The organism is Brevundimonas sp. 1080, from assembly GCF_040545985.1.
Taxonomy (GTDB): Bacteria; Pseudomonadota; Alphaproteobacteria; order Caulobacterales; family Caulobacteraceae; genus Brevundimonas.
Genome location: NZ_JBEPMW010000002.1, coordinates 922916 through 936473 on the forward strand (window position 1 = coordinate 922916; position 13558 = coordinate 936473).

11 protein-coding genes are annotated in these 13558 nt (G+C 67.3%); 10 read left to right on the plus strand and 1 reads right to left on the minus strand.

The features are described from left to right. The first annotated feature begins 8 nt into the window (after positions 1-8). Positions 9-824: a SirB1 family protein gene (locus ABIC32_RS09865; RefSeq protein ID WP_354074032.1), complete on the plus strand. Its 816-nt coding sequence runs from the start codon at positions 9-11 to the stop codon at positions 822-824. Here ABIC32_RS09865 and ABIC32_RS09870 read toward each other — a convergent pair. Beyond that, positions 821-2077: a UbiH/UbiF/VisC/COQ6 family ubiquinone biosynthesis hydroxylase gene (locus tag ABIC32_RS09870; RefSeq protein WP_354074033.1), complete on the minus strand. Its 1257-nt coding sequence runs from the start codon at positions 2075-2077 to the stop codon at positions 821-823. The genes ABIC32_RS09865 and ABIC32_RS09870 overlap by 4 nt on opposite strands. A gap of 140 nt (positions 2078-2217) precedes the next feature. Between ABIC32_RS09870 and ABIC32_RS09875 the strand changes: the two genes are divergently transcribed. From ABIC32_RS09875 to ABIC32_RS09915, 9 genes are all read left to right on the plus strand, one after another. After that, positions 2218-4629: an FtsK/SpoIIIE family DNA translocase gene (locus ABIC32_RS09875; RefSeq protein WP_354074034.1), complete on the plus strand. Its 2412-nt coding sequence runs from the start codon at positions 2218-2220 to the stop codon at positions 4627-4629. A gap of 533 nt (positions 4630-5162) precedes the next feature. Further along, positions 5163-5846 (plus strand): LolA family protein, encoded by a 684-nt coding sequence (locus tag ABIC32_RS09880; RefSeq protein WP_354074035.1) that lies wholly within the window; start codon positions 5163-5165, stop codon positions 5844-5846. A 70-nt stretch (positions 5847-5916) separates the two neighbouring features. Further along, positions 5917-6465: a hypothetical protein gene (locus ABIC32_RS09885; protein WP_354074036.1), complete on the plus strand. Its 549-nt coding sequence runs from the start codon at positions 5917-5919 to the stop codon at positions 6463-6465. After that, entirely contained in the window at positions 6462-7145 is a 684-nt protein-coding gene (locus ABIC32_RS09890; RefSeq protein WP_354074037.1) for a DUF2459 domain-containing protein, read from the plus strand. The genes ABIC32_RS09885 and ABIC32_RS09890 overlap by 4 nt, the downstream gene beginning before the upstream one ends. A 65-nt stretch (positions 7146-7210) precedes the next feature. After that, complete coding sequence (gene rbfA, locus ABIC32_RS09895) at positions 7211-7663, plus strand: 30S ribosome-binding factor RbfA (RefSeq protein WP_055809765.1); 453 nt, start codon at positions 7211-7213, stop codon at positions 7661-7663. 43 nt (positions 7664-7706) lie between these two features. Next, a complete protein-coding gene (gene truB / locus ABIC32_RS09900; protein WP_354074038.1) occupies positions 7707-8636 on the plus strand; it encodes a tRNA pseudouridine(55) synthase TruB in 930 nt (309 codons plus the stop codon). 79 nt (positions 8637-8715) lie between these two features. Then, positions 8716-8985 (plus strand): 30S ribosomal protein S15, encoded by a 270-nt coding sequence (gene rpsO, locus ABIC32_RS09905; protein WP_017506665.1) that lies wholly within the window; start codon positions 8716-8718, stop codon positions 8983-8985. A 298-nt stretch (positions 8986-9283) separates the two neighbouring features. Further along, the gene (gene pnp / locus ABIC32_RS09910) at positions 9284-11518 is read left to right on the plus strand and encodes a polyribonucleotide nucleotidyltransferase (RefSeq protein WP_055809759.1); all 2235 of its coding nucleotides are present in this window, start codon (positions 9284-9286) and stop codon (positions 11516-11518) included. Positions 11519-11667: 149 nt separating this feature from the next. After that, entirely contained in the window at positions 11668-13500 is a 1833-nt protein-coding gene (locus ABIC32_RS09915) for a DUF885 domain-containing protein (protein ID WP_354074039.1), read from the plus strand. The last annotated feature ends 58 nt before the right edge of the window (positions 13501-13558 follow it).

Here is a 13558-nt window from a genome sequence, read left to right on the forward strand (position 1 = left end):
GGGATCGCATGACGCGCGAGGAGGCCGAGGCCGTCCTGACCGCCGCCGGTCAGGCCGAAGACGACGCCTTCCCCCTGCTGGAGGCGGCGATCGCCTGCGCCATCCATGACCATCCGTTGCGTGATCCCGAGCCTGTTCGCGCTCTGGCCCGTAACGCCTGCGAGCGGCTGAAGGAGCGGATTGGCGGCGAAGGGCCCGACGAGGCGCTGGCCGAAACCCTGTGCGCCGACCTGCGGCTGAACGGCGACCTGATCCATTACGACCATCCCGACAACACCGACATCATCGCAGTCGCCGAGCGACGGCGCGGCCTGTCTGCGGTGCTGGCGGTCTTCTATCTGCACGCGGCTCGCGCGGCCGGCATCACGGCGGCTGGCGTCGATTTTCCCGGCCATTTCATGGTTCGCGTCGAGACGCCGGAAGGTCCCGTCGCCCTGGATCCGTTCAGCCAGGGGCGGCTGATCCTGCCCAGCGAACTGACCCGGCGCGCGCTTCGCGCCGGTCTGATGCCGCACGTCGCGGATCGGCTGGATATTCTGATGGCGCCGGTGACGGATCGTCAGTCGCTGATCCGGCTGCAGAACGTGCTCTTCAGCCGCGCTATTCGCGGTCGGGACTATGAAGGCGCCGAGCGATCGGCCCTGCGGCGCGCCTTGCTTGACCCCGAGGACCACCGACCGTGGCTTGATGTCGCCTCGGCGCGTGAGAAGCAGGGGGCGCTCGCCGGCTCGTTGCAAGCCCTGGCGCGCGCCCAGGGTCTGGACGGCGTCGAGGAGGCGCGGCGGTTCACGACCTTCGAGCGCGTGCGGATGCAGTTGAACTAGACGACAGCCTCGCCGCGCAACAATCGAGGCAGGTCGCCCGTCGCGCCACCGGCTTCCTGCATGAAGGCGCGGCGCAGAAAGCCGATGCGGTTGACCGCCGCCATGCCCAAATCGCGCGCCAGACGCACCGGCGCGATGTCGTTCGAGAACAGACGCACAAAGGCGTCGAAACCGGCCGCTAGGGCCGCATTGTCGAACCGGCGCCAGCGCGCGTAACGCTCCAGAACGGTTTCCGACCCGATGTCCTCGCCCAGGCGTGCGGCCTCGGCCACGACCTCGGCCAGAGCCGCCGCGTCCTTCAGCCCCATGTTCAGACCCTGACCGGCGACCGGGTGCACGCCGTGCGCGGCGTCCCCGATCAGGGCGATGCGCGGCGCGACAAGTTTCTCCGCTAGGCTGAGCGACAGCGGATAGACGAAGCGCGGGCCCTCGACCGTCGCCCCATCCAGAAACTCGCCGAACCGCCGCATCAGATGGGCGTGGAAGGCGGCGTCCGAGGCGTCGCGCAACGCCTCGCCTCTTCGCGTCGTCTCGGTCCAGACCAGGCTGGCGCGCTGATCGGTCAGGGGCAGGATGGCGAAGGGGCCGCTGGGCAGGAAATATTCGTGGGCGACATTGCCGTGGTCGCGACCTAGCCGCACCGTCGCCACCACGCCGCTCTGGCCATAGCCCCAGCCGACGGTCTCGATCCCGGCCGCGCGGCGCACGGTCGAGCCTCTTCCCTCGGCGCCGACGACCAGGGAGGCGATCAGGGTCGATCCATCGGCCAGGGTCACGGTCGCCTTGCCCGCATCGGTCGCGACGCTGGCGACGGTCGCCGGAGCCCGCACCGCGATCCCCGCGCGCGTCACCGCCTCGGCCAGAGCCGCGCGGATGCGGCGGTTCTCGACCATATAGCCCAGCGGCTCGCCGCCGGTTCGGCCGCCGATCTCGTCGGCGTCGAAGCGCAGGAAGGCGGGCGAGGCCGATCGGCTGGCAGCGCCCGGCCGACGCCCGTCCGTCACCAGAATATGATCCATCCGACAGGCATTCGGACGCAGGGTTTCGCCCAAGCCCAGCGCGTCCAGCATGCGGAAGGTCGAAAAGGCGACGGCGGTCGACCGTCCGTCGAAGGTCGGCGCCAACTGGGCGCTGAACGGCTGCGGGTCGACCATCACGACCTTCAACCCGCCTTGCGCCGCCGCCAGGGCGAAGGCCGCCCCGGTCAGCCCCGCGCCGGCGATGACGATGTCGTAGCGTTCGGTATCAGCCATGGAAGGCTTGTCGCGCCGTCACGGCCAAAGGTCCAGAGGACGGTTTGTCCATCGCCAAGGCCAAGCTGGTAAACAGCCCCTTAACCCTGTGGGTGCGACAAGGGCGGTCGAACGTCAGCCGCCGGAAGGTTCGACCCTTCATGTCCACCGCCCTTGTCATCGGCCGTCAGGCCTGGATCAGCGCCCGCATCCTGTGGGACGCGCCCTTCGTGGTGCGGTTCAGGGGCGTCTTGCAGGCCCTGCTGGCGACCCTGCTGCTGGTCGCCCTGGTGTCGTGGAATCCTGCGGACGCCAGTCTGAACGCGGCCTCTAGCCTGCCGACGACCAACTGGCTGGGAGCGAACGGCGCCCTGTTCGCCGACCTGTTCATGCAATCGCTGGGCCTTGCGGCCTGGCCCGCCGCCCTGCTGCTGGTCGCCTTCGGCCTGGCGCGCGCGGTCGGCGATGCGATCCAGCAAAGGCTCAAGCCCACGCCGTTGAAAGCCCTGGCCGCGACCGGCGGGGTGCTGCTGCTGTCCGGCGCGCTCGCCGCCCTGGCCGCGCCCGCCGCCTGGCCGCTCGCCGCCGGTCTGGGCGGTCTTTGGGGCGATGCGGTGACAGGCCTGGCGGCGCGCGGTCTCGGCGCCCTGCATATCCCTGGCGGCCGCGTCATTGCGGGCCTCGTCTTCCTGATCGCCGGACTGTGGCTGGTCGGTTTCGCCATCGGCCTGCGCGCCATGGATTTCTTGGACGCCCTGCATTGGGGCAAGTCGCTGCGCGCACCCGCGCCGCCCCAGCCGAAGCCCCAGGCCGCCCGCGAAAAGGCGCCCGCCAAGGCCCGAGCGCCCCGCGCCGCCCCACCGGAAGAGGCGCCGCTGGCCCCGACCTACGCCGAAGAGCCGCCTCAGACCGCCTACGACGACCTGCCGCCGTGGGAGGACGACGCCGCCCAGCCCGCGCCACGTCCCTCGGCCGCCCGCCCGGTCGAGCCGCGCGTCGCCGCGGTCAAGGCGCCGAAGGCCCGCAAGGACGACGTGGACCAACAGGCCTTCGACTTCGTGCGACCGGAAGGCGATTTCGACCTGCCACCGCTCGGCATCCTGACCAAGCCGGCCCAGCGCGTCGGTTCGGTGGACGAGGACTCCCTGAAACAGAACGCCAAGATGCTGGAAGGCGTGCTGCAGGAGTTCGGCGTGCGCGGCGTGATCGACCAGATCCGCCCGGGCCCGGTCGTCACCCTGTACGAACTGGTGCCCGCGCCGGGCGTGAAGCATGGCCGCGTGGTCGCCCTGGCCGACGATATCGCCCGGTCGATGTCCGCCCGCGCCTGTCGTATTTCCGTGGTCCAGGGCCGCAACGCCATAGGCATCGAACTGCCCAACGCCAAGCGCGAGACCGTGTATCTGCGCGACCTTCTGGCCAGCGCCGAATACGACAAGAAGGGTCACCTGCTGCCCCTGGCGCTGGGCGAGACCATCGGCGGCGAACCCTATGTCGCCGACCTGGCGCGCATGCCTCACCTGCTGATCGCGGGCACCACCGGCTCGGGCAAGTCGGTCGGGGTCAACGCCATGATCCTGTCGATCCTGTATCGCCACAGCCCGGCCGAATGCCGCTTCATCATGATCGACCCCAAGATGTTGGAGCTGTCGGTCTATGACGGCATCCCGCACCTGCTTGCGCCGGTCGTGACCGATCCGAAGAAGGCCGTCGTCGCCCTGAAGTGGACGGTGCGCGAGATGGAGGATCGCTATCGCCGCATGTCCAAGCTGGGGGTGCGCAACATCGCCAGCTACAACGAGCGCGCCCGAGAGGCCCAGGCCAAGGGCGAGCATTTCGAACGCACGGTCCAGACCGGCTTCGACGACCAGGGCCGCCCGGTCTATGAATCCGAGAAAATCCGGCCCGAGCCCCTGCCCTTCCTGGTCGTGGTCATGGACGAGATGGCCGACCTGATGCTGGTCGCCGGCAAGGACGTCGAGGGCGCGGTTCAGCGTCTGGCCCAGATGGCCCGCGCCGCCGGCATCCACCTGATCATGGCGACCCAGCGCCCGTCGGTGGACGTCATCACCGGCACCATCAAGGCCAACTTCCCGACCCGGATCTCCTTCCAGGTTACGTCTAAGATCGACAGCCGCACCATCCTGGGCGAACAAGGCGGCGAGCAGCTGCTGGGCCAGGGCGACATGCTCTACATGGCCGGCGGCGGGCGCATCACCCGTCTGCACGGCCCGTTCGTCGACGACAAGGAAGTCGAGGACGTCTGCAAACACCTGAAGGCGCAGGCCGAACCCGACTATCTGGATCTGATCACCGACGAGCCCGACGGCGACGGCGACAACGGCTATGACGAAGGCGGCGGCGGAGGCTCGGGCGACGACCTGTACGACCGCGCCGTCGCCGTGGTCACCCGCGACCGCAAGGCCTCGACCAGCTACGTCCAGCGTCGGCTCCAGATCGGCTACAACCGCGCCGCCTCTCTGATCGAGCGGATGGAGCAGGAAGGTGTGGTCAGCCCCGCCAACCACGCCGGCAAGCGCGACGTCCTGGCCGGCCCGCCGCCGATGGTGTGACGGTCCACAGATTTTTTTCTCGACCAATTTGACTTAGACGCAGAATCGAGTCCGCACGCCTTGAATCTCGATTCGAATCAGACGACCCTAAGCACAATAAAAAAAGGGGCGACCCCGAAAGGCCGCCCCAAGTCTACCAGTGTATTCCTAGCCTCGCGGCCAGGAGCGGTAGTGGGCGGTAACCCACTCCGTCTTGCCGTAGCGGAGTCGAACATAAGCGTGAACGAACACGTTTTTTTCGACTTCCGCGCGGTTTGCGGACACCATCTAAATCACCCCCTTTCGCTAAACGGCCGGATTGCCGCGCCGTAACAGCTCACCGCGCCGTAGCCGAAAGTGAGAATCAGACGATTTCCGTCGATATGTTGTGCGTGTTTGCGTCGCCACGTCAACTCATAGTGGTTGGGAACCATTAGCGATGAACAGGGCTTCATCGCAGCGCCGGAATATGGTCAGGCTCGCGTCATTCCGACGCCAAGCCGACCGGGCAAGACGGCAGGATCGACAACCATCCCGAACGGGAGACGAACTTCATGACCTCGCGCGCCAAGACCGTGGCTATGGCCACCTCCGACCTGCACCGCCGCAGCCTGCTGCTGGGCGCCGGCCTGACGACCGGCCTAATCGCGCTGGGCGCCTTCGACGCCGCCCACGCCCAGTCCAACCTGTCGGCCGCGGATCGCGCTGTGGTTCAACAGGCGCAGGGCTATCTTCAGGCCCTGACCTCGGCGCAAGGGACCTTCACCGAAACGGGCCCGAACGGACAGACGCGCCAGGGCCGATTCTACCTGCAGCGTCCCGGCAAGATGCGATTCGAATACACCAACCCGGCCGGTCTGCTGGTGGTGTCGGATGGCTATAACGTCAAACGCTACGACCCGCGTCTGAACAGCTTCCAGCAGGTGCCGCTGGGTCGCACCCCGCTGTCCACCTTCCTGGCGCGCAATGTGCGGCTGGACCAGGGCGTCCGCATCGAGCGAGTGACCCGGATGGCTTCGGGCGCCTTCGCCATCACGGCGCGGGATTCCAACCGCCCGAACGACGGTCAGGTCGTGCTGGCCTTCGCCGGCAATCCGATGCGTCTGCAAGAGTGGACCATCACCGATCCGCAGGGCGCCCGGACCCGGACCCAGCTGACCTCGCTGCAACCGGCGTCCGGCCTGTCGGCGCGCCTGTTCCAGCTCAGCGATCCGACCCGTCGTCCCGGCCGCAACTAAGGGCGTTCAGTCTAGGGTGTTCTGGGGGCGGGTGACCATTCCTCAACCCCTGTTTCGCTAGACTAGCCGCATGAGCGCGACCGCCCCGCCATCCGGCGTCCCATCGCTGAAATGGATCGCGGCGGTCGGCGCGGGCGCCTTTGCTCTGTTCATGCTGGGCGCCCTGGTGGTCGAACCCGCTCTCAACCGCCTGATCGCGCCGATCGACGCCTCTGCCAGACCTCGCGTGTCCGGACAGGTCGAGGTCGGGGAGGTCGTGCTGTCCGGGCGCTACGTCGCCAAGTCCGACATGGCGCTCGACGTGGACGGCGGCGCGCTGAGCACGACCACGGGCGGCCGCCTGACCTCGGCGCCGCATCGGCTGGTTCAGGCGGATCAGCCGGCCAGCGTCTCCAGAAGTTTCACCGAGGCCATGACCGTGCCGCCGATGGCCCAGATCGAGGTGCGGCGTGTCACGGCTGACGAGGACACGCGGCTGTGCGCCGGTCATTCCGTCGGATGGCTGGCCCTGGCCGTGCGGCGCGACGGCTTCGTCCTGATGCCCGTGCGACAGGGCCCGCCGCCGGGCGCCCTGCTGGCCGACGACCGCCTGTGCGCCGTGCTGGATCTCAGCCGATGATGCGAGCCTTGGTGCTGGCGGCGCTGGCCGGGCTGGTCGCCGCGCTTCTGAGCTGGACCCGGCCCGGCGTGGAGGATCGTGGGGCGACGGACCCCGTCGTCATTCAGGTGCTCGACAACGGCTTTCACACCGATATCGCCGTGCCACGCGTCGCGCTTGAACGCCGCGGCGGTCCTCTGGCGCTTGCGGTCCAATCCTTGGGGCCCGGCGACTGGGTCCTGATCGGCTGGGGCGATGCGAAATTCTACGTCGATCAGCGCCCGATTTCAGATCGGCTGCCCGACGGGGCGCGCGCCTTCCTGCGTCCCGGCAATCGATCGGTGCTGATGCTGGCCCCTCGACGCGAGGATCCGCGGCTGGCCTATGGCGAAGACAGCGCCGCACTGACCCTGAGCCGCGCCCGGTTCGAGCGTCTGGCCGCGCGGGTCGAGGCCTCGCTTGATCTGTCGAACGGCCGGCCGCGCATCGCAGCCCTGCGTCCCGGCGACGACGCGCGCTTCTTCGCCAGCCGCGAGACCTTCTCCATCCTGCATCTGTGCAATCACTGGACGGCCGGCGTGCTGAACGCCGGCGGCGTGGCCATTCGTCCAGTGCCGGCCATCACCTCGGGCGAGGTGATGCGCTCGGTTCGAGCCGCCGAACGGGCGCGAAAACTGGACAGACCCCCGCTGCGGGACTAGACCGCCCGACTTTCGCCTATCCGGCCGGGTCCGATCCCCAGCGGGCGAACAAGAAGGAGAGGCCGATGGCCCACAAACAACACACCCGCAACGCCTCCGGCCCCGCCGGACCCAGCCAGCGCCAGCTGCGCGCCGGCGAGCTGATCCGTCACGCCCTGGTCGACATCCTGCGCGAGGAGGATATCCGCGACGAGGCCCTGGCCGGGGTGTCCATCACCGTGACCGAGGTGCGCCTGTCGCCGGACCTGAAACACGCCACCTGTTTCGTCGAGCCTCTCGGCGCCGGCGTCGAGGCCGCGCCGACCAATGGCCATGAGAGCGAGATCATCAAGGCGCTGAACGTCCACGCCAAATTCGTGCGCGGCCAACTGGGCCGCCGCCTGGACATGAAGTTCACACCCGACCTGAAGTTCCGCCACGACGAAAGCTTCGACGCCGCCAGCCACATCGACCGCCTGTTCGACGACCCCCGCGTCCGCGCCGACCTGGAGCGCCGCGACGACGAGGGCGATCAGTGATCATCCGGCCTCAAGCAGCGCGAAGCGCGGTAGGCCAAGCATAATGGGCCGCAAGAAGAAGGGCGACATCGTCGACGGCTGGGTCTGCCTGGACAAGCCGTTCGAGATGGGATCGACCGAGGCCGTCAGCCGCATCCGTCGCCTGTTCAACGCCCAGAAGGCCGGTCACGCCGGAACGCTCGACCCGCTGGCCAGCGGCATCCTGCCCATCGCGCTGGGCGAGGCGACCAAGACTGTGCCGATGATGATGGAGGCCCAGAAGGTCTATCGCTTCACCATCAACTGGGGCGTCTCGACCGACAGCGTGGACCGCGAGGGCGAGATCATCGGCCGCTCCGACGTGCGACCCACGGTCGATCAGGTGAAGGCCGCCCTGCCGGCCTTCGTCGGCGAGGTCGATCAGACCCCGCCGCGCTTTTCCGCGATCAAGGTGGACGGCGCCCGAGCCTATGACCTGGCGCGCGACGGCGTCGAGTTCGAGCTCCAGGCCCGGCGCGTGACCATCCATTCCGCCGAGGTCAGCGACGCGCCCGACGCCGACCACGTTGAAATCACAATCCGCACCGGCAAGGGCGTCTATGTCCGCTCGATGGCCCGCGATCTGGCTGCGGTTCTGGGCGCCGAGGGTCATGTCAGCGCCCTGAGACGCGAGCGCGTGGGGCCGTTCAGCACGCAAAACGCCGTCACTCTGGATTCTCTGGAGGAAATGGTGCATAGGGGCGCCGCCTCGGAAGGCTTGCTTGCCGTCGCGACCGCTCTGGACGACATCCCGGAACTGGCCGTGAATGAACAGGACGCCTTCTCGCTTCGGCAGGGACGCCCGATCGTTCTGCTCCCCCGTCAGGTGGAAACCCTCAAGGATCGTCTTACCGGCGGTTCGCGCACGGTTTCAGCCTTTCAGGGCCAGACCCTCGTCGCTCTGTGTCAGTTGCGGGCCGGCCGGCTAGAACCCGACCGCGTTTTCAACCTCTAGGCCCGCGCCATCCGGCAAGGGCCGAGACCCCACGGCCTCAAGTCGCGCGTAGCGCGATAGGCCAAGAAAGGATTCTACGATGTCGGTTACTGCTGAACGCAAGCACGAGATCATCGCCGATAACGCCCGCTCCGCCGGCGACACCGGCTCGGCCGAGGTTCAGGTCGCGATCCTGTCGGAACGCATCGCCAACCTCACCGAACACTTCAAGACCCACAAGAAGGATAACCACTCGCGTCGTGGCCTTCTGAAGATGGTGTCGCAACGTCGCCGCCTGCTCGACCACCTGAACAAGGTCGACGCCGGTCGCTACCAGGCGCTCATCTCCAAACTGGGCCTGCGCCGCTAAGGCGTCGGAACAGTGTAGAATACGCTTTCGAGGCGCGGGCGGTCACGTCCGCGCCTCGTTGTGCAACTAAGCGCTTCCAGGCCAAGTGGCTGCCGGTTGGCCGCCCGGGAAGCGTGACTACGAAAATACGACCTGTGCGCCGCAGGACTTACCGGCGCAGCTGCGAGGGCCATGACGGTCCTCTCCCGGTCGTCGCGATGGCGCGACGGCCTCTGGATCGAAGGACTGAACGCCGACGCATCCGCCCCATGATGGGACCCCGCACGGAATACGCCGTCCGGGATACGAAAGACGAAATATGTTCGATATCAAACGCAAGACGATCGACTGGGCCGGCCGCCCGCTGACCCTGGAAACGGGCCGCATCGCCCGTCAGGCCGATGGCGCCGTGCTGGCGACCTACGGCGAGACCGTGGTTCTGGCCACCGTCGTCTATGGCCGCGCGCCCAAGCCCGGCCTGGATTTCTTCCCCCTGACGGTCAACTACCAGGAAAAGACCTTCGCCGCCGGCAAGATCCCGGGCGGCTACTTCAAGCGTGAAGGCCGTCCGTCCGAGAAGGAAACCCTGGTTTCCCGCCTGATCGACCGTCCGATCCGCCCGCTGTTCGTCAAGGGCTTCAAGAACGAGACCCAGGTCGTCGTGACCGTGCTGCAGCACGACATGGAAAACGACCCCGACGTTCTGGGCATGGTCGCCGCCTCGGCCGCCCTGACCATCTCGGGCGTGCCCTTCATGGGCCCCATCGGCGCCGCGCGCGTCGGCCTGATCGACGGCGAACTGGTGCTGAACCCCGCCATCGACCTGATCCCGTCCTCGGACCTCGACCTGGTGGTCGCCGGTACGCAAGACGCCCTGATGATGGTCGAATCCGAAGCCAAGGAGCTGTCGGAAGAGAAGATGCTCGAGGCCCTGATGTTCGCGCATGCGGGCATGCAGCCGGTGATCGACGCCATCATCGAACTGGCTGAACACGCCGCCAAGGAGCCCTTCGACTTCCAGGCCGAAGACCACTCCGACGTCGTCGCCTCGATCAAGTCGCTGGTCGGCGAAGACATCAAGAGCGCCTACACCCACGCCGGCAAATACGAGCGCCGCTCGGGTGTCGACGCGGCCAAGAAAGCCGCCGCCGCCAAGCTGGTGAAGACCGACGAGAACCCCGACGGCGTCGACGGTTCCAAGTTCTCGGCCGCCTTCAAGGAGTGCGAAGCCGAAGTCCTGCGTCGCGACATCATCGAGAACGCGCACCGCGTCGACGGCCGCGCCCTCGACAAGGTCCGCGCCATCGTGTCGGAAGTCGGCGTCCTGCCGCGCACCCACGGTTCGGCCCTGTTCACGCGTGGGGAAACCCAGGCCCTGGTCGTCGCCACCCTGGGCACCGGCGAGGACGAGCAGTACATCGACAGCCTGCAGGGCACCTACAAAGAGAACTTCCTGCTGCACTACAACTTCCCCCCCTATTCGGTGGGTGAAGCGGGCCGCATGGGTTCGCCCGGCCGTCGCGAAATCGGTCACGGCAAGCTGGCTTGGCGCGCGATCCGTCCGATGCTGCCGACCAAGGAAGACTTCCCCTACACCATCCGCTTGGTCTCCGAGATCACCGAATCGAACGGCTCGTCCTCGATGGCCACCGTCTGCGGTTCGTCGCTGGCCCTGATGGACGCCGGCGTGCCGCTGGTCCGTCCGGTCTCGGGCATTGCCATGGGCCTGATCCTGGAGCCGTCGGGCGAGTTCGCCATCCTGTCGGACATCCTGGGTGACGAAGACCACCTGGGCGACATGGACTTCAAGGTCGCCGGCACGTCGGAAGGCATCACCAGCCTTCAGATGGACATCAAGGTCGCCGGCATCACCAAGGAGATCATGAAGCAGGCCCTGACGCAGGCTTCGGCCGGTCGCCTGCACATCCTGGACGAGATGTCCAAGGCCATGGATGCGCCACGCGCCGAACTGGGTGAACACGCGCCCAAGATCGAAACGGTCAAGATCCCCGTCGACAAGATCCGTGAAGTCATCGGTTCGGGCGGCAAGGTCATCCGCGAGATCGTCGAGAAGACCGGCGCCAAGATCGACATCGGCGATGACGGCACCATCAAGGTCGCCGCCAACGATCAGGAGAAGATCGACGCCGCCAAGGCCTGGATCCAGTCTATCGCCTCGGAGCCGGAAGTCGGAACCATCTACTCCGGCAAGGTCGTCAAGGTCGTCGATTTCGGCGCCTTCGTGAACTTCTTCGGCGCCAAGGACGGCTTGGTCCACGTGTCCCAGATCGCGCTGGAACGCGTCGCCAATCCGGCCGACGTCCTGTCGGAAGGCCAAGAGGTCAAGGTCAAGTTCCTGGGCTTCGACGATCGCGGCAAGACCAAGCTGTCGATGAAGGTTGTCGATCAGGCCACGGGTGAAGACCTGACGGCCAAGATCAACGCCGAGCGCGCCGAGCGTGGCGAAGAGCCCCTGTCGGAAGACACCGGCGGTCGTCCGAAACGTGACGGTGGGGATCGCGGTGGCGATCGCGGACGTCGTCGTCGCGACTAAGCGACCTCGCATCCAAGACTGATGAGGCCCGGCGGAGCGATCCGCCGGGCCTTTTTCTTTGGGGCCGCGCAACGGCTGTCCGCGATTTCACTTGCCGCTTCGGCCCATGCAGTTTCCATTGCCGCATCCAAGTTTCGAGGGGCCGTTCCATGTTCGATCGTCGTCGTCTTCTTCAGTCCGCCGCGCTGGGCGCCGGCCTCGTCGCCGTCGGCGGCCCCGCCTTCGCGCGTCAGGCCGGGGCATCTCAGGGCGACGCCGCCGCCCAACTCAAAACCTTTATGGACGCCACGTTCGAGCAGACGCTGGACAAGAGCCCCGAGGTCGTCACCATGTTCGGCCTGGACAAGGGCGACCGCGCCGCCGCCAAGTCCAAACTGACTGTTCCGACACGCGCCGAGGAAGACGACCAGCGCGCCTTCACGCGTCGCCAACGCGCCGAACTGTCCCGCATCGACCGCTCTAAACTCGATGCCCGCAACGCCAACTACTACGACAGCCTGACCCAGAATCTGGACGGGGTGATCGCCACCTACGACATTCCCTACGGCCAGGGCGGCTGGCCCAATCCGTACCGCGTCAGCCAGCAGGGCGGCGCCTATCAGTCCACGCCCGACTTCCTGGCCAACCAGCACACCATCGAGACGGCCGCCGACGCCGACGCCTATGTCGCCCGCGTCAACGCCTTCGCCGACGTGTTGATGGCCGAAACGGATCGACTGAAGGAAGACTATGCGCTGGGCGTCATCCCGCCCGACTTCATCCTGGCCAAGGCCATCCGCCAGCAGGACGGCGTCCTGGCGACCCCCGCGGCGACCTCGCCCCTGACCCAGTCGGTCGTGGATCGGGCCCGCGCCAAGGGCCTGACCGGCGACTGGGGCGCCCAGGTCGAACGGCTTGTGACCGAGCGGGTCTATCCGGCCCTGGCCGCCCAAAACGCCGTGCTGAAGGCAGCCCAGCCGAACGCCGTGCACGAGGCCTCGGTGCGCCGCCTGCCGCAGGGCGAGCAGTATTACGCCAACAGCCTGCGCTACATCACCACGACCCGGCTGACGGCGGACGAGATCCACCGCACCGGCGTCGAACAGATGGCCGATCTGACGGCGCGCGCCGATGTGTTGCTGAAGGCGCAAGGCCTGACGCAAGGCTCGGTCGCCGAGCGGATCAAGGCTCTGGGGGACGATCCCAAATACGTCTACGCCAACACCGACGCCGGCAAGGCCGAGCTGATCGCCAAGCTGAACGCCCAGATGGCCGACATGCAGGCCCGCCTGCCCAACGCCTTCGGCCGTCTGCCCAAGGCCAAGGTCGAGATCAAGCGCGTCCCGCCCGAGATCGAGGCCGGCGCGCCGATGGGCTATTACAACTCGCCCAGCCTGGATGGGACGCGGCCCGGCATCTACTGGATCAATCTGAAGGACACGGCGGAATGGCCGTCCTGGACCCTGCCGACCCTGACCTATCACGAGGCGACGCCGGGCCACCATCTGCAGATCAGCCTGCAGCAGGAGAGCGAGTCCGCGCCGCTGCTGATGAACCTGCTGGGCTTCTCGTCCTACGTCGAAGGCTGGGGGCTATATGCCGAACAGCTGGCCGACGAACTGGGCGCCTATGAGAACGATCCGGTCGGTCAGATCGGCTACCTGCAATCGTTGATGTTCCGCGCCGCGCGCCTGGTTGTCGACACCGGCATCCATTCCAAGGGCTGGAGCCGCGAAGAGGGCATCCGGTACATGATGGAGGCCTATGGCGATCAGGAAGGCGCGGCGACGTCCGAGGTCGAACGCTATTGCGGCTGGCCGGGCCAGGCCTGCGCGTACAAGGTCGGTCACAACGAATGGGTTCGCCTGCGCGAAAAGGCCAAGACGATCCTGGGGCCCAAGTTCGACATCAAGGGCTTCCACGACACGGCGCTCGCCGCCGGCGGCGTGCCGCTGTCGGTGCTGGAACGGATCGTCGACGGCTGGGTCGCGACCCAGGCCTGAGCACGGCGGCCGCGCCGGGCCGACGAAGAGGATCGGGACGCGTCGGCGCGACGCGTCC